Raw genomic sequence first — 20393 nt, forward strand, 5'->3', positions numbered from 1 at the left:
TGACGTTACGACATGACCACGACCTATAATTCAAGGATCATGTCCCATGCTGCACTATGCTATCGTTTTCTTTATCATTTCCATCATTGCTGGCGTGTTCGGCTTCTCGGGCATTTCTGCCGCGACCGCAGGTATCGCCAAGCTGTTTTTCATTATCTTCCTGGTGTTGGCCGTTCTGGCGATCCTGGCCGGTGTTGCCGGACTGCACGCTCTCTAAGAGCCGCATCTTCTGCCTGAAGAGGCCATAAAAAAGGGCGGGATCTTGATGATCCCGCCCTTTTTGTTTTTTAGCGCCCGTTTTTGTCTTTTTGGATAAATGACGGCAGCAACGGATTGTCTGTCTGAAGAGAGGCTTTTGTCGGCAGGTCTTTGGAATTCCAGCCGCCGCCAAGATCTGTCAGCAGAGCAACTTCCGCATTGAATTGCTGCTGACGGATGCTCAGCTGACTTTCTTCATATTGAAGGGCAGTCTGCTGTGCCGTGATAACGGTCGTATAGATCTGCGTCCCCGCAAGATACTCGTTCATGGATACTCGTACGGCGGCCTCGGCACTCGCAACAGCCTGGTTCTGAAGTCCTAGCTGCTGATCGAGATAGTGCAGGTTGGACATCTGGTCTTCCGTGTCCTGCATGGCGGCCAGAACGGTCTGTCGATATGTGGCAACCGCATTATCGTAATCTGCCTCAGCTTCACGGACAGCCGCTGTTCGAGCGCCTCCCTGGAAGATCGTTTCCGTGGCTGCAGCACCCAGGCCCCAGGTGCGCGTGGCTGTCTGGATCAGCTGCTGGAGTGGGTTGCCGCTGTATCCATAAGACGCAGAAAGCGTGATCTCCGGGAAGAAGGCGCCAATCGCATATCCGATCTCTGCGTTATAGGCTTCCATGTTCCGCTCAGCCTGAGCGACGTCTGGCCGGCGTTCGAGGATCATGGACGGAACGGCTACCGGCGCTGCTGGAATCTCCTTGGGCAGCAGTGCCGCAGCGATAGTGACATCTGCCGGTGCTCGACCGGTCAGCACTGCAATGGCATGCTCATACTGTGCGCGAGCGATATGAGCATTGGCAAGGCTGGCTTCGGTGGACTGCAGCAGATATCGAGCCTGAAGAACGCTTGTTGGATCTGCAACACCAGCCTCAAGCTGGTTCTCAAGGATTTTGAGATTATCCCGGTATAGACCCACGTTGCGCGTGTAGAGATCAATCAGGCTGTCCTGATAGCGCATGCTGAAATAGTCCTGCGCCAGTGTCAGCTGGTAGGACAAGCGCATACTGGCAACCAGTGCGGCGTCGCCCTGCGTCGCGGCGACCTGTTGCTGCACCTGCCGACGTATCTTTCCCCAGACGTCAACCGTCCAGCTGGCGGATGGGCCAGTAGCCCAGGTGTTGCTCGTGTAGGACTGCGACGATGTGTACGTGAAGCCGCCACTCGTGCTTGAGGCACTGCTTCCCTGTGAATTTCTGTTGAAGCTGAAATTTCCGCTTAGTGTGGGGTAGAGGCTTGCCTTGATGGAATCGATTGTCGCAGCGGCTTTGCGGTACTGCGCTTCGTATTCCTTCAGGCTCTGATTGGACGTTGCGATCCGTTCTTCCAGATCATTGAGAAGCGGATCATTAAAGATGGTCCACCAGTCGCCTTTGGGCATCTGCACCAGATCCGGGCGTGCCTTGTTCCAGCCAGCTGGGGGAGGCACTTCCTTGAAATGCGGAGAAATGACTGCCGAAGGACGATGGTAATTCGGTCCAACCATGCACCCACTCAGGAAAGGCAGGGCTGCGGCTCCCAGCAGAAGAGTACGCAGGGAAGGCATACGAAGGACGGTCATCAGATTTCCGTTTCCCGGGGCGAGATGTGAAGCAGAATGGCAAAGTGATGTCGGGCGCGGCCGAGCATTTTTCCGAAACGATCAAGGTATAAAAACACGACGGGCGTGCTGTAGAGCGTAAGAAGCTGGCTAACCATCAGGCCGCCGAGAATGGCGATGCCAAGCGGTCGGCGCAGTTCACAGCCATATCCATTCCCGAAGACGAGAGGCACGGCACCAAAGGCTGCGGCCAGAGACGTCATGAGGATTGGGCGAAACCGCAGAACACTCGCCTGTTGGATAGCCTCAAAAGCTGTCGCGCCCTCACGTTGCGCCACGAGTGCAAAATCGATCAGCATGATGGCGTTCTTTTTGACGATGCCAATCAGAAGAATGACACCAATCATCGCCATAAGTGAGAACTCCTGCCCAAACAACTGAAGGGCGAGCAGCGCGCCGACGCCAGCGGAAGGGAGCGTGGACAGGATCGTCAGGGGATGAATGAGGCTCTCATAAAGCATACCCAGAACAATGTAGACCGCAGCAAGAGCCGCAAGGATCAGCAGAGGCTCATCACTGACAGACTTCTGGAAGGCAGCGGCGTTGCCAGCAAACCCACCGTGAATGGTCGGTGGAACATGCAGTTTGACCATAGCGGCTTCAACGGCCTGCACGGCAGGCCCGAGGGACGCTCCTGGGGCAAGGTTGAAAGACACGGTCGTTGCAACCGAGAGGCCATCATGGTTGACCGTCAGGGCCGTGTTTGTTGCGCGCTGGTATCCAAGCACCGATAGCGGCACCATGTTGGAAACGCTTGTTGCGACGGCGGCACCACTGGACGCGGATTTTCCACCAGCCAGAGCATTGGCCACAGAGTTAATGTAGGACTGCTCGCTTTGCGAGAGCGTGCTGGTTGTGGTGTCGGCTCGAACACGCAGGTTGTTCGAAGACGTGCCACCTGCGGCTGTTCCGCCAGAGGCACTCACCCACATCTGTTTTAGCGTTTCGGGGCTTTCCCAGTATCGCGGAGCGACTTCCATCACCACGTGATACTGGTTCAGATTTCCGTAAATAACAGAAGCTGAGCGCTGTCCGAACGCATCGTAGAGTGTATTGGCAATGAGCTGGGGCGTGATGGAATACCGGGAAGACATATCGCGGTTGATCGCAATGGCAATGGCCTGACCGCCTTCTTCCACGTTGGATGAAACATCCATCAGCAGAGGAATTTTTGAGAGCGCCGAGACAATCTTCGGCGTCCATTCATAGAGATCTTCGGCCGACGGACCTTCCAGCGAATACTGATAGGCTGCGTCACCTGAGCGCGCACCTATACGGACGGCACCAGGGGCCATCAGACGGAGCTGCGCACCTGGAACATTCGAAAAGGCCCGGTTGATGCGTTGCACCGTGGCAGCCAGATCGTCCTTACGTTCCTCTTTAGACTTCAGTGCAACGAAAAGATTGGCAGAGTTGGCAGAACGCCCGCCAGCGCCGCCCATAACACCCGCGACATCCCTGTCAGCCGCGACAACCTTCATGGCGTGAGCCGTGATGTCTTTAAGAGACTGAAAGGACACGGACTGGTCCGCGACCAGACGCCCCATCAACTGACCGGTGTCTTCAGAGGGAAAGAAGCCCTTGGGCATTTTCACAAAGAGAACACCAGCCAAAATCAGGGTGGCTGGCAGAGACATGACGATCAGGAACGGATGCCGAAGGCTCCATCCTAGCGACTGCTCGTAGCCTTTCGCGACGCGGTCGATCATGCGTTCGAGCAGGGAACCAATTTTGCCCCAGAAACCCTGTGACGCGGCTGGCGCAGAGGTGAGGATCAGTGCGCTGAGCATCGGGGTGAGGGAGAGGGACAGAACCATGGAAATGGTCAGGGTAATGACCATTACCATCGCGAATTCGTGGAATAGCCTACCCGCAATGCCCCCCATGAACATGATGGGAGCGAAAACCACAATCAGGGACACGGTGATGGATAGAACCGTGAAGGCAACTTCGCTGGCCCCAAGGATGGCGGCTTCCATCCGCTCATGACCCATTTCCATGTAGCGGGTGATGTTTTCAAGAACGACGATGGCATCGTCCACAACGAAACCGGTGGAGATTGTCAGGGCCATCAGAGACATATTGTCGAGCTGATAACCCAGCAGCGACATCACCCCAAACGTTCCGATAATCGAAATGGGGACGACGATCGCTGGAATGAGAATGGCGGACAGGCTGCGCAGAAACAGCAGCACAACGACGACGACCAGCACCACAGCTATGATGAGGGTCTGTTTCGTATCATTCAGGGACGCGCGGATTGTCTTGGATCGGTCAATCAGGACGTTGATATGGGTGTTGCCCGGCATTGCCGACTGAAGAATGGGAAGGCGCTTGCGGATACCATCAACAGTCTTGATGACGTTGGCGCCACCCTGTGTGAACACCGTACAGATGATGGCGCGCTGACCGTTGAGGAAGCCTGTCTGGCGTAGATCTTCAACGCTGTCATTGACTTCCGCGACGTCTGTCAGGCGAACAGGTTGGCTGTCACGATAGGCGACGACAAGCCCACGATAATCCACTGCCTTGCTGGCCTGATCGTTGGTGGACAGCATGAGACGCGTGCCGTGGGAGTCAATGAAACCCTTCGGCGTGTGAGCGTTGGCTGATGCAAGTGCCGCGCGAACATCTTCGAAACCAATGCCATAGCGGAACAGGCGGAGAGGATTTAGTTCTACGCGAACCGCGGGGAGGGAACTGCCGCGGATTTCGACTTCGCCCACGCCCTCAACCTGACTGAGCTGCTGAATCAGAACGTTGCTGGCAAATTCATAAAGCTCCTGTGGCGTCCGTGTGCTGGACGTCAGCGTCAGTGCAACAACCGGGGGGCCGTTGGAGTTGGCTTTGTCGTAAGTCGGGTTTGTGCGCAGAGTGGAGGGAAGATCCTGGCGTGCGCCCTGAAGTGCAGCTTCGACGTCTCGTGCGGCACCATTGATGTCGCGGGAGAGGTCAAACTGAAGAGTAATGCGCGTCTGATTGACCGTTGATTCAGACGTCATCTCCGTCACGCCCGAAATCGCGCCCAGATGCCGCTCCAGCGGCGCTGCGACTGTACTGGCGATCTCGGACGGAGATCCGCCAGGCTGGTTCGCCATCACCATGATGACCGGGAAGTCCACGTTCGGCAGATCGGCGACGGGCAGGCTGAAATAGCCCAGGATGCCGCCGATCAGGAGCGCGACGGCCAGAAGGATCGTTCCAACTGGCCGCATGACGAAAAGTCGGATCAGCTTCACGGGTTGCTGTGCGTGCTTGGAGTTTGCGCCCGGCCTGCGTGATAGCGCTGCATGAGCGTCCTTGTCTTACGACCGATGCCGTCCATGAACAGATAGATGACCGGAGTGGTAAACAGGGTCAGCATCTGTGACAGCATCAGGCCACACACAATCGCCACGCCGAGGGGGCGGCGCAGTTCGGAGCCGACGCCATGGCTCAGCATGAGAGGCAGGGCACCAAACAGGGCGGCCAGCGTCGTCATGAGGATTGGACGGAAACGCAGGAGAGCTGCCTGGCGAATGGCTTCGAGCGGTGTGTGTCCTTCCAGTCGCTCGGCCTCGAGTGCGAAGTCGATCATCATGATGGCATTCTTTTTCACAATGCCGATCAGCAGCACGATGCCAATGATCCCCATGATGTCGAGGTCCATACCGAACAGGTACAGGCCAATCAGCGCGCCGATAGCAGCGGAAGGCAGCGTGGACAGGATGGTGATGGGGTGGATGAAGCTCTCATAGAGAATACCCAGCACGATATAGACCGCGATGACCGCAGCCATAACAAGCCAGACTTCGTTCGTTAGAGACGAGCGGAAAGCTGCGGCTGTGCCCTGGAACGCAGTTTCAAATGCTGGGGGAAGGCCAAGCTGCTTCTCAACCCGTTCAATGGCACTCGTTGCCGCACCGAGCGAATACCCTTTCGAGACGTTGAAAGAGATCGTCGTGGCTGGGAACTGGCCGTAATGACTGATGAGGAGGGGGGCAAGGCTATGACTGATTGTCGTAACCTGCTTCAGCGGGACCAACCCGGAAGTCGGCTGACGTGTCGGTCCGGAGGTGCTGCTGCCTGCTTCGGATGAAATTCCCGGCAGGTACAACTGGTTGAGGGACGTCAGGTCGTTCTGAAGATCTGGAAGCGCTTCCAGAATGACGCGGTACTGGTTGGCCTGCGTGTAGATTGTTGAGATCTGACGCTGGCCATAACTGTCATACAGAAGGTTATCGACTGTCTGCGGCGTGATGGAATAACGCGCACCCGTTGCACGATCCAGCGAGAGCTGGGCAACCAGACCTTCAGCCTGCAGATCGGACGTGACATCCGACAGGGAAGGCTCCTGTTTCAGCGCGTCGACAATTTTTGGAACCCACGTCTTGAAGGTGTCGTAATCCGGGTTCTCAAGCATGAACTGGTATTGTGTGGCCGAAATTGAGGAATCCAGAGACAGATCCTGAATCGGCTGAACAAACAGCTGCGTTCCGATGACATTATGGCCGACCTGGCCCAGACGCTGAAGGATGGTCGACAGGTCGGAGGTGCGCTCGTCCCGCGCCTTGAGATTGATCAGGAAACGACCGACGTTCAGCGTCATGTTCTGGCCGTCAATTCCCACAAAGGAGGAGATGCTGGCTACATCTGGATCCTTGAGGATCTCGGCGCCCAAAGCGGCCTGACGTTCTTTCATGCCATTGAAGGAAATGGCCTGCGACATGACGGAAATGCCCTGCACAACGCCAGTATCCTGCGTTGGGAAGAAGCCTTTTGGGATTGTGTAGGCCAGTGCGCCCGTCAGGATAATTGTTCCGAGCGTGACCAGAAGCGTCAGGCCACGGAACCGCAGAACCACGTCCAGCCAGCGGCCATACAAGGCAATCATACCATTGATGCCACGCTCGGTGCCGTCGGAGAGGCGGCCCCAGATTCCACGGCTCTTGGACGGAGCGTGCGTATCCGTCAGCATCCGCGCGCACATCATTGGAACCAGGGTGATGGACACGATGGCCGAGATGACGATCGTGATGGAGAGCGTCATGGCGAATTCGTGGAACAGGCGTCCCACGACATCCTTCATGAACAGCAGTGGGATGAGCACTGCGATCAGCGAAACCGTTAGCGAGATGATGGTAAAGCCGATTTCGCCGGCACCCTTCAGGGCAGCGGTGTAACGGTCTTCGCCAGCTTCCACGTAGCGGGCAATGTTCTCGATCACCACGATGGCGTCATCCACCACAAAGCCTGTGGCAATGGTGAGGGACATCAGCGACAGGTTATCGAGCGAGAACCCGAGCAGATACATTGCCGCCATGGTGCCCACCAGCGAAAGCGGGACCGACAGGCTGGGAATGATTGTGGCAGGGACATTGCGCAGGAAGACGAAGATGACGCCGACAACGAGCAGCATGGACAGACCCAGCTCGTATTCAACATCGTCAACAGAGGCACGGATGGTTGTTGTCCGGTCTGTCAGCGGTGTGATTTCGATGCCAGGAGGGAGATCCTGCTTGAGTTGCGGCAGGATGCGCAGAACGTTATCCACCACGCCAATCACGTTGGCGCCGGGCTGACGCTGAACATTCAGGATCAGGGCAGGGGTCTTGTTCGACCATGCCGCCAACTGAGTGTTCTCAGCACCTTCGACGACCGTAGCCACATCACGAACGCGGATCGGGCCGCTGTTCTGATAGGCAATGATTTGGTCCATCAACTGATCGACGGACTTGATCTGCCCATCAATGCGCAGGGACGTAGAGCGCTTGGGGCCGTCAAATGTGCCGGTTGGGGAATTGACGTTCACCGTTGTGATGATGGTCCGCAGCGTATCGATCGCGATGCCGTATGATGTCAGCTTCGGGATGTTGACCTGAATGCGGTACGCCTTGCGATTACCGCCAGACAGCGTGACAAGGCCCACGCCGGAGATCTGGCTGATCTTCTGCTCAAGACGCGTGTTGACGTAATCTTCCACTTCCGGAAGCGGCAGGGTTTTCGACGTGATACCCAGTGTCAGGACCGGAGTATCCGCCGGATTGACCTTCGCATAAATCGGAGGTGCTGGCAGATCCGTTGGCAGCAACGATGTCGCGTTGTTGATGGCGGCCTGAACTTCCTGCTCGGCCACGTCCATGGACATGTCGAGGCCAAAGCGCAGAGTGATGACCGACGCACCGCCAGAAGACTGAGACGTCATCTGGTCAAGGCCCGGCATCTGGCCCAGCTGCGTTTCGAGCGGAGCCGTAATGGACGTGCTCATCACGTCTGGTCCGGCGCCCGGGTAATAGGTCGATACCGTAATGGTTGGATATTCAACCTGTGGCAGAGCTGAGACTGCCAGGAAGTGGTAGCCGAGCAGTCCGCTCAGCAGGATGGCGAACATCAGGAGGCTGGTGGCAACCGGACGCTCGATGAACAGGCGGGACGGATTCACGGTCTTGCTGTTCCCTGTGAGCGGTCAGTGATTGCCGGTGACATCGGCTGCGGACGGATCATTGCCACGCTTGGCGGCATCAGTGCTTTGCTGACCATTGCTATGGCGATGATGGGTCTCGGCCGTTTTGGCTTCAGCTGCAGCATTCTGTGTCGTGGGCGCGGAGGTGTCAGGGATCGAGATTTTCTGACCCGGGCGCAGATGGCTCACGCCATCAGTCACGACACGATCACCAGCTTTCACACCGGACAGAATGACGGCGTTGCTGTCGTCCGTCTCGCCAACCTTGACCGGAAGGTCCTTCACCGTCATGTCCGGCTGCACAACATAAAGGAACTGTCCGTCCGGGCCTGTCTGAAGAGCATTACCCGGCACGATAAGAACGTTGTGCAGTGTATTGACGAGCAGGCGGGCATTCACGAATTCATTCGGGAACAGTCGTTCGTCTTCATTGGCGAAAATGCCACGCATACGGACCGTGCCGGTGGACGTGTCGATTTGGCTGTCCAGCGCCTTCACGGTGCCAGTGGCGATTTTCTGGGTGTTATCGCTGTTCCAGGCTTCGACCGGAAGTTCCTGAACTTCACGCAGACGGTCAGCAACCGGGCCAATCTGGTTTTGCGGCACAGTAAAGATAACGGAGATTGGCTCCATCTGCGTCAGGATTGTCAGGCCGCCGGACTGGCCGGCAGAGACATAGTTGCCCTTATCGAGCACACGGATGCCGACGCGGCCATCAACCGGGGCAATGATGTGACAGTACATCACGTTCAGTTCGGCGTTATGGACGTTGGCTTCGTCGAACTTCACGGTGCCTTCAAGTTGCTGAACCGTGAATTCCTGATCCCGAGCTGTCATCGCTGATGTTGAATTCTGACGGATCAGCTTCTGGTAACGGGCATTATCCACACGGGCTTTTTCAAGCTGGGCGCGGTCAGCTGCAAGTGTTCCTTTGTACTGGGCAAGAATTGCTTCGTACGGACGTGGATCAATCAGTTCCAGTTCATCGCCCTTTTTAACGTGCTGGCCTTCCTGATAATAAACATCAAGAATATGGCCATCCACGCGGGGTGTAATCGTTACGTTCGTTACGGGAACGACGGTGCCAATCAGTTGCAGGATCACAGGCATGTCGCCTGTATGCACCGTGGCAACAGCAACAGGCTGCGTGTCGCCCGCTGCGCCGTTTTTGCGCGATTTTCCGGAATGAGATCCATGCGTCCGCAGGACTGCAAAAAGGATCAGCAGAATCACCAGAACAATTGTGCCCCATAGCAGCCAGCGACGGCGGGGGCGTCGGGCTGGTGTGGGGGACTGGGCGTTGATGCTCTGGTGGCGGTCGCTGGGTCCGGCCGTCTGCTCGTCCATAGTGGTCCTGTCTTTCCCGTACAGCTTTTTGGCATGGATGCGCCTGAGAAACGGCATCCTTCCGTCAGTTGTTCTCTTATAGTGCAGCGAATGCAATGCTGCCATGACGGGACCTTAAATCCTGTTCAGGTTCAGCAACGAATTTGAAACATGGAAGGCTAAGAGATTGCTTTTCAAGGCAATCTCTCTCTTGCTTCATTTCACGCTCGCACCATATCCTTATGGAAACCCGATGGTCCGTGAGCCGTTTAAGACAGGAACGGATCACATCCGGATAAGGAGATACAGACATGGCTGATACGACAGGTACAAAGGCCGAGGGCCTTCTTGATGAAGTCAAGGGCAAGGTCAAGGACGGCGTTGGTGGTCTGACGGGTGACACGGCCACGCAGGCTGAAGGCAAGTTTGACCAGCTTTCGGGGATGGCTCAGCAGGAATTCGCTGATCTTTATGACGAAGGCGAAACGAAGCTTGAAGCCGCTACGGCTTTCGTTCAGGACCGTCCGCTTATCTCCATCGTCATTGCCACCGTCGTTGGCATGATTGTTGGCGGCCTGCTGTTCGGTCGCAAGAGCAGCTGATTTCACACACGCATTACTTCGTGTGCTAGAAGCCTCCCGGAGTAATCCGGGAGGCTTTTTCTATGGAATGGTTTTACGAGAATAACGGGCAGCAGACAGGGCCCGTATCCCGTGAAGAAATTCTGCGTCTGATCATGCAGCAGCGGATTCGTCCGGAGACGCTGGTCTGGACGTCAACCTTTGGGGATTCCTGGCGTCCGGCATCGTCCGCCGGGCTGGTATCGCCATTGACCGGACTTGTGCGTCCTTCCGCAGAAATTTCAGAGCACTGGGCCTGGGCGCTGCTTGTTGGCCCGTGGATCATGGGACGTGTAACGCTCTACATCATGGACTGGCGGCACGTGGCAGAAGCCGACCGCATGAACACGATGTCCGTAGTTAGTCTTCTGGTGCTAGGTCTGTTCTTTACGGCGTTTTTCATGGATCGGAACTCGATCCGGGAAACAGGCGCGACACCGCCGGGGTTCTGGTGGTGGCTTTTCCTGCCTGGTTATTTCTGGCGCCGCCGTCAGATCACCGGACGAGGCCGGTCGCTTCTTGTCGTGAGCCTTGTACTGCTCGTGTTCAACATCGGTGACACCCTCAGCCGTTGGCCGGAAATACAGCAGCAGGTGAAGCATGGTCACCATGTGACCAGTGCTCCTCAGGACCCCGCGGAAGGCGACGGCGAGCAGGAAAACCTCTGAAAGGCACGAGAAAGAGTCTTTCGAGGCACACTTGACAACTTATTCTGAAAAATAACCCATTTTTGGGCTTCCCTTTCGAGTCGCCATGATTCAAAACCGATTCGGTAGTCAGTTGATTGACCGGATTGGTCGGGGAGAAGTTCAGGAATGCCAGATTACGCCCTTGAAGCGGCCCATGGCGGGCTGGTCGTCGGGATCGACGAAGTCGGGCGTGGTCCTCTGGCTGGACCTGTAGTCGCAGCAGCCGTTGCGTTCACCTCTCCCCCTGATGAAACGCTTTCGCGCCTTCTTGATGATTCCAAGAAACTGACAGCGAAGCGTCGTATGGTCGCCTATGACCTGCTGATGCAGGCGCCGAACATCCTGATTGGGGTGGGCGCAGCATCCGTCACGGAAATTGAACAGATCAACATTGCGCAGGCTTGCCACCTGGCCATGAGACGGGCGTTGGACCGGTTGGATCGTATGCCGGATCTCGCGCTGGTTGATGGCAAGCACGCGCCCAAGCTGCCCTGTCCCATTCAGATGGTGATTAGTGGAGATGGCATCAGCCTCTCCATCGCCGCAGCCTCTATTATCGCAAAAATTACACGAGACCGCCTGATGGCCCGTCTTGCTGTTCGGCATGATGCCTATGGATGGGAGCGCAATGCCGGATATGGCACCGCTGTTCATATGAGCGGCCTGAAAACACAGGGTGTGACGCCCCATCACAGGCGCGGATTTGCGCCTATTCGAAACATGATTGAAGCAGAGGCACACGCAGCATGACCGGCGAACTCCCAGTGGACCAGATCCTGCGTGGTGAATGCGTGGAGACGATGAAGACCCTGCCGGATGGCAGCGTGGACTGCATCTTTGCCGATCCGCCATATAATCTTCAGCTTCGTGGCGAACTTCGGCGCCCGGACGAAACTGTCGTTGATGGCGTCGATGATGCCTGGGACAAGTTCGACGATTACTCGGCGTACGACAAATTCACGCGTGAGTGGCTGTCAGAAGCACATCGTATTCTGGACAAGGACGGCACGATCTGGGTGATCGGCTCCTATCATAACGTGTTTCGTCTCGGTGCCATTCTTCAGGATCTTGGGTTCTGGATCCTGAACGACATTATCTGGCGCAAATCCAACCCGATGCCGAATTTTCGTGGGCGCCGGTTTACGAATGCTCATGAAACGATGATCTGGGCGGCCAAGAGCCCGCAGAGCCGTTATCGCTTCAATTATCAAGCCATGAAAGCGCTGAACGACGACCTTCAGATGCGATCAGACTGGTACTTACCGTTGTGCACGGGGAACGAGCGCCTCAAGAACGAGCACGGTTTGAAGCTGCATCCAACGCAGAAGCCGGAAAGCCTTCTGCATCGTGTGCTTGTGGCGTCCACGAATGTTGAGGATGTCGTGCTTGACCCATTCTGTGGTAGTGGCACGACACCTGCGGTGGCCAAGCGACTGGGGCGTCACTACGTCGGAATTGAACGTCACCCGGATTATGTGAAGGCTGCGCGTGAGCGGGTTGCCCGCGAGGAACGTCTGACGTCCGAGCATGTTGCTGTTACGCCCGCCAAACGCGATATTCCACGGATTCCGTTTGGGAGCTTTGTGGAAACAGGTGTCTTGCCTGCGGGAACGGCACTGTATGATCGTCAGAAGCGTCTGAAGGCAACGGTTACGCCAGATGGCACGCTGGTATCAGGCAATCAGCGTGGTTCCATTCACAAGTTGGGCGCAATGCTGACCAATGCGCCTTCGTGCAATGGGTGGACGTTCTGGTTCTTTGAGCGGGACGGAGAAATGGTGCCGATTGATATTCTGCGTCAGGAAAGCGTTGCCCTGCGAAACGTGGGCTAAAGCGTCCTTCCGCTCTGGAAAGCAGATTATAAAAAAGGCCTGAAGGAGAACTCTCCTTCAGGCCTTTTCTGTTTCTAAAACGTTAGGAAATCAGCGTCCTGCAAATCCAAGGAAGCCGGATGCCGGATCAGCGGTACCGCCCTTTTCATCGAAATGAGGAGAAGGCGCCGCACGGGTTGCTGTCGAGGCTTTGCCGCCGATTGTCAGGTGACCGCTGCCACCTTTCATCTGCACGCCGCTATCCTTAACGCTCGTTTCCAGACGTCCATCCGGATTGTAGGTCCGCATGGAAAGCAGCAGGAACATGATGTCCTTGCGGTTCAGGTCAATCGCCATGTCCAGCGGGGTCTGATCAAGAATGTTGTGGCCATTCATGTCAGCACCGCGATTCAAGGCTTCCTTGGACGCATTCAGCGAGCCGCGATTGATGGCGTCGAAGAGAGCTGTCGTCGGGTTCGTGTCCACACGCGCATGACCTGCGTCGTCATCTGCGGCCTCTGCACCTGGCAGGGCTGAAGGAGGGGCTGCACGTTTGGCAGCCTTGCGGGCTTCTGCCTTTTTGGCAGATTCTTCCGCATCCTGTTCAGCTTCCGCGTCATCGGCATCCTGCGCATGGGCAGAGTGCCAGGGCACGAAGATTGTCGGTGTGGCTGCCAAAGCGGCAATCAGCAGAAGGCGGGGCAGGGTGAGGGGCAGTCGCATAGGGTCAATATACTGCGATCTGAAGTCCTGTGCGAGTCTCCAGAATCGTCGTCCGCAACTTGTCACATGCTGCAATATCAACGTCCTTCCCGCCACCAGCCCACGCCAAGGAATATCAGAGCCAGAACGAGCGCCAGCCATGCCGGAACAAGGTCCTGTGTACGTGTCTCTCCTGCGACCGCAGCCTGACTCACAGGCAGGCCGATCCACCCGGAGCCGGAGAGATCTTGACCAGCTGTGACCTGGCGCAGATGAGGAATACCGATTCCTGCCCAGTTCTGGCTTCCGCCCGATGCCTGGGCCGTGGCGCCCATAACTGTTGCGGTCGCGCGGAGGTCCTGCCGTTCAAGAATATCCTGTGCGGCAGGGCTGGCGAAGGCCACGAGGCCATCTTGCCGGATGGTCCAGATCCCGCTGCCTGTTACAGGCACTGTGCCATGCCAAAGGCCTTTTCCGCCTGTCATGGGGAGGGGCTGGGTGTGCCCGTCCGGAAAGGTGACCATGGCTTGCGGTGTTATTGTTGTCTGACCCAATGCGTGACGGTCCACCACAAGCTGACCATTTTCAATGCGGGCACTCAGTCGGTTTTCTTCGAGATCCGGCTCCTTCATGAGCCAGTGCGAAAGACGGCGCAGCAATTCAGCCTGTGGACCGCCTCCGCCCTCATTTCGGGACCAGAGCCAAAGCTGATCAGACAGCAGCATCGCCACGCGCCCTTGATCCACTCGGTCAAGCAGAAGGAGAGGTGAGCCATTGGGGCCGCTCATTAGATTCTGGCCGTGGGACTGATCCACCTTCGCTGAGCGGTACCAAGGGCCCCAGTCAGCGCTGTTTCCCAGTCCCGCAGTGACCGGATGAGCTTTGCCAAGGTCTGTCAGGGCCGGACGAAAAGCCTGCGTTACGAGACCATCGGTTGGGACATGTGCTGGAAAAACCTGAGCCAGTGTCGTGTCCTGCAAGGAGCCATCCTGCACGAATTCCGGCCCCGCCGTGACAAGCAGGCCACCACCACGGCGAACATAATCCGCGATGTTTGTCAGATACTCTTCCGGCAGGATGTTGCTGTTGCGAAATCCATCCAGAATGATGAGATCAAAGCTGCGGATTTTTTCCTGAAACAGTTCCCTGATGGGGAAAGGTATCAGCGCCAGATCCGAAAGCGGGGTGCCATCATCTGTGCTCGGGGAGCGGAGAATGGTGAAGTGGACCAGATCGACCGACGGGTCCGCTTTCAGCAGGCGGCGCCAAACACGCTCACTCTGGTTCGGGACGCCAGAAACCAGCAGAACACGCAGCCGGTCCCGAACACCGCGAATGCGAATAACGTCATTGTTGTTCAGCGTAGAGGCCTCGCCCGGGAGGGCTGAGACGGAGAGGCCAACCAGTGTTTCACCGGGATGCTGGACAGGAACGGTAATATCCTGCGGCTGGCCTGTTTGGATCGTCCGGGTCGTTGCAGGAGCGTCTCCCGCACGGACAGTCAGGGTTGCTGTCGCCGGGGTGGGCGTTCCCAGATCGTCGACTTGAAGGCGAATGGTCGCGTTCTGGCCGACAATGGCATACGGCGGAGTGCTCAAAATTCGCAGACGACGATCTGTTTCTTCTCCCTTCGCCGCCAGAACCAGATGAAGCGGTAGTCTCTGTCCGTTCGGGCCCTGAAAGCGAGTTGGAAGCCGTGCTGGGACGTCATGATCCATGCCGTCCGTGACAACGATGGCTCCGGCAAAACGACCTTGCGGCAGATCCGCGTGATCCATCGCGTCAAACAGGCGCGTTCCGTGGCCGGAGCCTCCCGGCACATCAATGCGATGAAGTGTCAGGCCCGGCAGGTGCGTTGCGTCCTGCGTGATCTGATTGGCTGTCTGATCTGCGAGAGACGCACGTTGCCCGACCTGCATGGACGGAGAATGATCCACGATCAGGAGGGCATCCTGTGGAACAGGCCGAAGAACAGGGTGCAGGGAGCGCGGTCCAGCCATCCAGCCCAGAAGCATCAGAACGGCTAACGCACGCCAGACCATCCCGCGTGCACCACGCACCAGACCGTAAAGGGCGCCTAGAATAATGAGTGCGCCCACAGTAGCCAGAAGCCAAAGTGGAAGCATGGGGGCAAGGTCGAACGTCATGGTGCGTCCTCCTCGTCTTCGTCCGTGCCGACGGAGGGGCTTTGCGTGTCAGGATTGTCCTGCCCCAGACGATGGAGCATTTCCGGGTAATGGGCCTGATCGCTCTTGTAGTTTCCGGTCAAGGCGTAGAGCACCATGTTGACACCAAAACGATAGGCTTGTGTGCGCTGATCATCACCGCCGGGGAGTACGGCGTAAGGGTGGTTGCCGGACGCATCGACAGCCCATGCATGGGCCCAGTCTCCGTTGCCGATGATGACGGGGCTGACATCATCGTTCGCTTCATCTCCGTTACGAGCCACATAAACGGGCTGCCCATTGACGCGCCCAGGGAAGCCGCTGTGGAGTAGATAGAACGTGTGCCCCAGAACGTGCTTGTCCGTGAGTTTGGCAAGAGGAGGAATGGTCAGTCCGTCCGTGACGCGCTTCAGAGCGGCTCTCACGGCGCCTCCTGATCCTGCATCCATATCCGTGCCGGCGCCCTGCTGATCAATCAGCAGAATCCCGCCGTGATCCATGAAGGCGTTCAGGGCTTTGGTGCGAGCGGCATCCGGTTGTGCATCTGCTGTAATGGGCCAGTAGATGAGCGGATAGAACGCCAGATCGTCTTTCCCGGGAACAACACCGTCAGGGTGCCCAAGAAGGGCAGAGCTTCGGGCACTTGTATAGTCAGACAATCCCTGAAGTCCCTCCCGGGAGGCTGTATCCACATCGTCATTCCCAGTGACGACGTAAGCCAGCCGGGTCTCCAATGCGGCCTGCGGCACAGTTGTCGGGAGTGCTGAGGGGACTGGTTGCTGAGCCTGAGCCTGTTGGAAGGAAAGTACCACAAGTGCACCACACAGAGGGCCAAGCAGGCCCCGCCGTCGCAGGGACAATGCAAAATCCACAAGCAGGACCAGCAGTCCGGTGGCAAGAAGCCATGGGCCAAGCGGCCGATCTGGTGACGCGCCCTCGGGCGTAAGCTGCGCTCCCATGAGCGCCTCTTCCCGAAGAGGGGGCGCGTGATCGGACAGGTTCAGTGGGCGTGTTCCGTGGGCGGGACCATAGAGCCCTGCTGGATGTGTGACGCTGACCTCTGTGGTGGCAAGAGCATTGGCTTTGACGGCTCTGGCCGCTGCGGGCGGCATAGTGAGGCCGACGGTGCTGTCCAGTGTGCGCCAAGGGGCAAGATCGGTGGGGCTCGTGCCAGTCACACCTGCGGAGCGCTCGATCAGACGCTCTAGCATCTGTGGGAATAGGCCGGAAATGGGAAGATTGGACCAGTCCGGAGAGGCTGTGATGTGGAACAGGACAATTTCTCCATTGCCTTCCGACCGTGCCGTGACCAGCGGCGTCCCGTCTGCCAATGCGGCCCAGACGTGATCCTGCAAACCCGTTTCCGGCTTCGCAAGAACCTGTCGTGAGACTGTCACGTCTGGCGGAATGGCGAGGTCAGCAAAAGGCGACGTGGCGGGGAAAGTTTCCAGAGCCTGAGGCTTGCCCCAGGACATCGGCCCCCCAAGCTGGCGCATACCGCTCATCAGGGGAACGGGCAGCAGAGCATCCGAGGCGTCGTCGGTCGCGTTATCCTGTTGCGAAGACTGAGCGGCTGCAAGGCCCGGCCCAGCAAAGCGGATAAGCATTCCACCATGGCGGACCCACTCGAGAACGCGGTTGCGGGTCTGGTCGCCAGACAGGGAACCATCGGTGGCCACCAAGACGGAAAGTGATGAACCGAGCAGAGCGCTCGCGTCACCGGTTCGGCGTTCCGAGAGTGTATCGAGCGCATGGTTAAGGAAGAATGCTGAACCAATGAGCGGTGTGTTGTCGCCGGGCGTCTGAAGGAGACCAACAGGGCGACGATGCCCGGCGTCTCCTCTCAGCACTGTTGTCGCTGGGCCTGCCAGGCCTTCTACAGCGAAATGATCCAGCTGGTTACGAAGCAGCGCAGGTAGCGGAAGTATTTTGTCTTCGCCAACCTGAACCGGATATGCTGCCAAGGTCCCACCATTCCCTGCAACGGCACGAACCGTAACTGTCCGGCTGGGGCAGGAAAATCCTTCGATCTTCGCATAAAGAGTGCCGTTTGCCTCCTGATTGGCACTCAGGCGTAGAACATCGCAGGGGTTCCAGCGCATATCCTGCACGGATTCTGCTTTGCTCAGGGCGTTTTGCAGAGCTTCGTCATGAGGGGCGGCGACCCCGTCAGATAGCAGAGTAATATGTTGGTTCGACAGATCCATATGGCCAAGCTCGTCAGCCAGCCCTGCGCGATCAACCGGCCAAGGCTGAGGGCGTATGTGCTCGAGACGTTCCGAAAGAGCGTGGCTGTCTCTCGTGACGAAAGGCTCCGGCATCGCGCCATCGGGGGAGCGGGCTGCACGAACAAGTGTTACCGGGTTTCCGCTGCGGAGAGCTGATTGTCCAAGGGAAAGAGCTGCTGCAACGCGTTCATTCCAGTGTGGGATTGCGGCCCATCCGTCATCCATAACAATGAGGACAGAACCGTTCGTCTTTCCAGAACTGTGTGGAATGAGGACGGGACGGGAAAGGCCAAAAATAACCAGTGCAACTGTGGCAATCCGCAGAATCAGGAGCCAAAGAGGCGAACGGGCTGCATCCTCCCGCTGCGCCGTCAGGCGGCGGAGCAGCAGCAGCGATGGAAAGGATTTCTCCTGCGGGGCAGGAGGTGTCGCGCGGACAAGCCACCACAGCGCTGGAAGTGCCAGCAGACCAAGCAGAAGAAGAGGCGAGAGAAAAATCATCGTCCGCTTCCCATGGCGAGGTGGAGGGCCAGCAGCGCAGGGAGTGGGTCCTGCGATGTTTCATGCACAATGCAGTCGGCATGCAGGTTTGCCGCACTTGCTTTCAACGCATCCAGATGCGCTGAGACCGCGTGTTCATAAGCTGAATTGAGACTTTCCACGGCGGGAAGGGTCAGAACACCGCCCTCCAGACCGGAAAAGCGGATTCGTCCTGTCTGGTTAAGGGAACGCTCGCCGGGATCCAGAATGCAGAGCAGATGGACGCGGACAGGCCGACTGGCACAATGCTTGAGAACGACTTCGATCCGGTCTTCTTCCCAAAGAAAGTCACTGATGAGAACCAGATCTGTCTGAGGTGACAGCGCATTTAGTGGAGGAAGTTCTGGTTCATCCGTCGAAGAGTGAAGGAGAGCCTCGCCGAGACGGCTGAGCACCTGAGCTCCACCAAAAACGCGTCCGGCTTCTGGCCCTGTCAGAAGGCCAGCCCGTTCACCACCGCGGAGAGCCGCACCGGCCAGTGCCAGTGTACAGAGCTGAGCACGCTCCCGTTTGGTGGGGAGCTGGTTGGAAGACCGCCAGTCCATGGATGCAGAGGGATCGCACCACACGAGCAGAGACTGGGCGTTTTCCCGCTCCCGTTCCCGCACCCAGAACGTGTTTTCGATGGGAGAGCGCGCGGACTGCCGCCAGTCAATGGCCGTTGCCGGTTCCCCAGAGTGATAGGGACGGAACTGCCAGAAGTCTTCTCCACTCCCGGAACGTCTGCGGCCATGTGCGCCGGCCTGAAGGCTGGCTGCAATCTTTTCGGCCTGAAGCAGCAGAGCCGGCAGAGCGAGCCGCTCGGCTGGTGCCGTAAGAGAGGCGGGAGAGTGCCTGTTCTGGGAGGAGAACAGGCCCCGGAGCGTTTCAATCGGACTTTTCACAGGGGTCAGAGAATCGTTTGAGCCTGCGCGCGGATCAGGGCTTCGACTGTTACGCCGGAGGCCCGCGCACCGAAGCCAAGACCGATACGGTGTGAGAGGACGGGTTCTGCCAGCGCGATGACATCGTCCAGGCTGGGGGCAAGACGGCCGTTCAGCAGGGCGCGGGCACGGGTCGCAATCATCAGGGCCTGCGCGGCGCGAGGACCTGGGCCGAAAGAAACGGCGTCCCGGACTTCGGAAGAAGCAGACGGGTCTTCTGGACGAAGGGCGCGCGTCAGGCTCAGGATTGCGTCAACGATTTTATCGCCAACAGGAAGCCGACGAACGAGGGCCTGAGCTGCCAGAAGGGATTCGGCGTTCAGAAGCGTCGGAGCCTGTGCCGTTGTGGCGCCCGTGGTTTGCAGGAGCATCTGGCGCTCTGCGTCACGATTTGGGAAATCCAGCGGAATGCGAAGCATGAATCGATCGAGCTGGGCTTCTGGAAGCGGGTAGGTGCCCTCCTGCTCGATCGGGTTCTGTGTTGCGAGAACGTGGAAGGGGCTTGGAAGGACGTAATCCTTGCCCCCCTGCGTTACGCGGTGTTCTGCCATGGCCTGCAACAGGGCGGACTGCGTGCGGGGGCTCGCGCGGTTGATTTCATCCGCCAGCACAAGTTGTCCGAAGATCGGGCCAGGAAGGAATCGGAACGCCCGCTGTCCGTTGACGTCCTGATCCAGGATTTCAGCACCCGTGATGTCTGACGGCATCAGATCAGGCGTAAACTGGATACGCGTGGCATCCAGTCCCAGCACGCGCGAGGCCGTGTTGACGAGAAGGGTTTTGCCGAGGCCCGGCGCACCCATCAGAAGTGCGTGACCGCCAGACAGGATCGTGACGAGAACCTGCTCGATCACCCGGTCTTGTCCCAGCACGATACTGCCGATAGCTGTATGGACATCGCGGAGAACAGGGGCCAGACGATCGGCCTCGGCCACATCTGCTTCGCCCCGGAGGGTTCCGGCGGAGGCGCCGGTAGAATAATGCTGCTCGCTCATATCACCAGTCTGACAGGTGTGGGGGTTTCATCAAGGCTCGATTGCACCCAACTTGGTGTGAGAAGAGAAGTTTTCATTTTAACCGGAGGG

General features: G+C 57.8%; 14 protein-coding genes. 5 read left to right on the forward strand and 9 right to left on the reverse strand.

Annotated elements, in window-relative coordinates; translation table 11 throughout:
- Positions 1 to 46 precede the first annotated feature (46 nt).
- The gene (locus tag M2305_RS10035; protein ID WP_007282750.1) at positions 47 to 217 is read left to right on the forward strand and encodes a DUF1328 domain-containing protein; all 171 of its coding nucleotides are present in this window, start codon (positions 47 to 49) and stop codon (positions 215 to 217) included.
- Positions 218 to 287: 70 nt separating this feature from the next.
- On the opposite strand, the gene M2305_RS10040 is transcribed toward M2305_RS10035, so the two are convergent.
- The 4 genes from M2305_RS10040 to M2305_RS10055 are packed head-to-tail and all read right to left on the reverse strand — an operon-like array spanning position 288 to position 9651.
- Entirely contained in the window at positions 288 to 1823 is a 1536-nt protein-coding gene (locus M2305_RS10040; RefSeq protein ID WP_086632955.1) for an efflux transporter outer membrane subunit, read from the reverse strand.
- Positions 1823 to 5101 (reverse strand): efflux RND transporter permease subunit, encoded by a 3279-nt coding sequence (locus M2305_RS10045; protein ID WP_264649259.1) that lies wholly within the window; start codon positions 5099 to 5101, stop codon positions 1823 to 1825. The genes M2305_RS10040 and M2305_RS10045 overlap by 1 nt, the downstream gene beginning before the upstream one ends.
- Complete coding sequence (locus M2305_RS10050) at positions 5098 to 8283, reverse strand: efflux RND transporter permease subunit (protein WP_264649260.1); 3186 nt, start codon at positions 8281 to 8283, stop codon at positions 5098 to 5100. The genes M2305_RS10045 and M2305_RS10050 overlap by 4 nt, the downstream gene beginning before the upstream one ends.
- Before the next feature lie 24 nt (positions 8284 to 8307).
- Entirely contained in the window at positions 8308 to 9651 is a 1344-nt protein-coding gene (locus M2305_RS10055) for an efflux RND transporter periplasmic adaptor subunit (RefSeq protein WP_099213183.1), read from the reverse strand.
- A 290-nt stretch (positions 9652 to 9941) separates the two neighbouring features.
- On the opposite strand from M2305_RS10055, the gene M2305_RS10060 reads away from it, so the two are divergent.
- The 4 genes from M2305_RS10060 (at position 9942) to M2305_RS10075 (ending at position 12771) form a co-directional block, all read left to right on the forward strand.
- Positions 9942 to 10232 carry a CsbD family protein gene (locus M2305_RS10060; RefSeq protein WP_046901199.1) on the forward strand — a complete coding sequence of 97 codons (291 nt, stop codon included), beginning with the start codon at positions 9942 to 9944 and terminating at the stop codon, positions 10230 to 10232.
- Between the two features lie 62 nt (positions 10233 to 10294).
- A complete protein-coding gene (locus M2305_RS10065; protein ID WP_086632958.1) occupies positions 10295 to 10918 on the forward strand; it encodes a DUF4339 domain-containing protein in 624 nt (207 codons plus the stop codon).
- Between the two features lie 147 nt (positions 10919 to 11065).
- Complete coding sequence (locus M2305_RS10070; RefSeq protein WP_264649261.1) at positions 11066 to 11689, forward strand: ribonuclease HII; 624 nt, start codon at positions 11066 to 11068, stop codon at positions 11687 to 11689.
- Entirely contained in the window at positions 11686 to 12771 is a 1086-nt protein-coding gene (locus M2305_RS10075; protein WP_046901202.1) for a site-specific DNA-methyltransferase, read from the forward strand. Before M2305_RS10070 ends, M2305_RS10075 begins: the two co-directional genes overlap by 4 nt.
- A 90-nt stretch (positions 12772 to 12861) precedes the next feature.
- Here M2305_RS10075 and M2305_RS10080 read toward each other — a convergent pair whose 3' ends face one another.
- The 5 genes from M2305_RS10080 to M2305_RS10100 form a co-directional block, all read right to left on the reverse strand.
- Positions 12862 to 13473, reverse strand: coding sequence for an ankyrin repeat domain-containing protein (locus M2305_RS10080; protein ID WP_099213186.1), 612 nt, complete (start codon positions 13471 to 13473; stop codon positions 12862 to 12864).
- A gap of 77 nt (positions 13474 to 13550) precedes the next feature.
- Complete coding sequence (locus tag M2305_RS10085; RefSeq protein WP_264649262.1) at positions 13551 to 15599, reverse strand: VWA domain-containing protein; 2049 nt, start codon at positions 15597 to 15599, stop codon at positions 13551 to 13553.
- A complete protein-coding gene (locus M2305_RS10090) occupies positions 15596 to 18346 on the reverse strand; it encodes a DUF4159 domain-containing protein (RefSeq protein ID WP_264649263.1) in 2751 nt (916 codons plus the stop codon). The genes M2305_RS10085 and M2305_RS10090 overlap by 4 nt, the downstream gene beginning before the upstream one ends.
- A complete protein-coding gene (locus M2305_RS10095; RefSeq protein WP_264649264.1) occupies positions 18343 to 19269 on the reverse strand; it encodes a DUF58 domain-containing protein in 927 nt (308 codons plus the stop codon). The genes M2305_RS10090 and M2305_RS10095 overlap by 4 nt, the downstream gene beginning before the upstream one ends.
- 5 nt (positions 19270 to 19274) lie before the next feature.
- A complete protein-coding gene (locus tag M2305_RS10100; RefSeq protein ID WP_264649265.1) occupies positions 19275 to 20303 on the reverse strand; it encodes an AAA family ATPase in 1029 nt (342 codons plus the stop codon).
- Positions 20304 to 20393 lie beyond the last annotated feature (90 nt).

Source organism: Gluconobacter cerinus (genome assembly GCF_025961355.1).
Taxonomy (GTDB): domain Bacteria; phylum Pseudomonadota; class Alphaproteobacteria; order Acetobacterales; family Acetobacteraceae; genus Gluconobacter; species Gluconobacter cerinus.

Coding starts and splice junctions, on each gene's coding strand:
- M2305_RS10035 (WP_007282750.1), top strand. CDS start 47: ATGCTGCACTATGCTATCGTTTTCTTTATCATTTCCATCATTGCTGGC.
- M2305_RS10040 (WP_086632955.1), bottom strand. CDS start 1,823: ATGACCGTCCTTCGTATGCCTTCCCTGCGTACTCTTCTGCTGGGAGCC.
- M2305_RS10055 (WP_099213183.1), bottom strand. CDS start 9,651: ATGGACGAGCAGACGGCCGGACCCAGCGACCGCCACCAGAGCATCAAC.
- M2305_RS10060 (WP_046901199.1), top strand. CDS start 9,942: ATGGCTGATACGACAGGTACAAAGGCCGAGGGCCTTCTTGATGAAGTC.
- M2305_RS10065 (WP_086632958.1), top strand. CDS start 10,295: ATGGAATGGTTTTACGAGAATAACGGGCAGCAGACAGGGCCCGTATCC.
- M2305_RS10070 (WP_264649261.1), top strand. CDS start 11,066: ATGCCAGATTACGCCCTTGAAGCGGCCCATGGCGGGCTGGTCGTCGGG.
- M2305_RS10075 (WP_046901202.1), top strand. CDS start 11,686: ATGACCGGCGAACTCCCAGTGGACCAGATCCTGCGTGGTGAATGCGTG.
- M2305_RS10080 (WP_099213186.1), bottom strand. CDS start 13,473: ATGCGACTGCCCCTCACCCTGCCCCGCCTTCTGCTGATTGCCGCTTTG.
- M2305_RS10085 (WP_264649262.1), bottom strand. CDS start 15,599: ATGACGTTCGACCTTGCCCCCATGCTTCCACTTTGGCTTCTGGCTACT.
- M2305_RS10090 (WP_264649263.1), bottom strand. CDS start 18,346: ATGATTTTTCTCTCGCCTCTTCTTCTGCTTGGTCTGCTGGCACTTCCA.
- M2305_RS10100 (WP_264649265.1), bottom strand. CDS start 20,303: ATGAGCGAGCAGCATTATTCTACCGGCGCCTCCGCCGGAACCCTCCGG.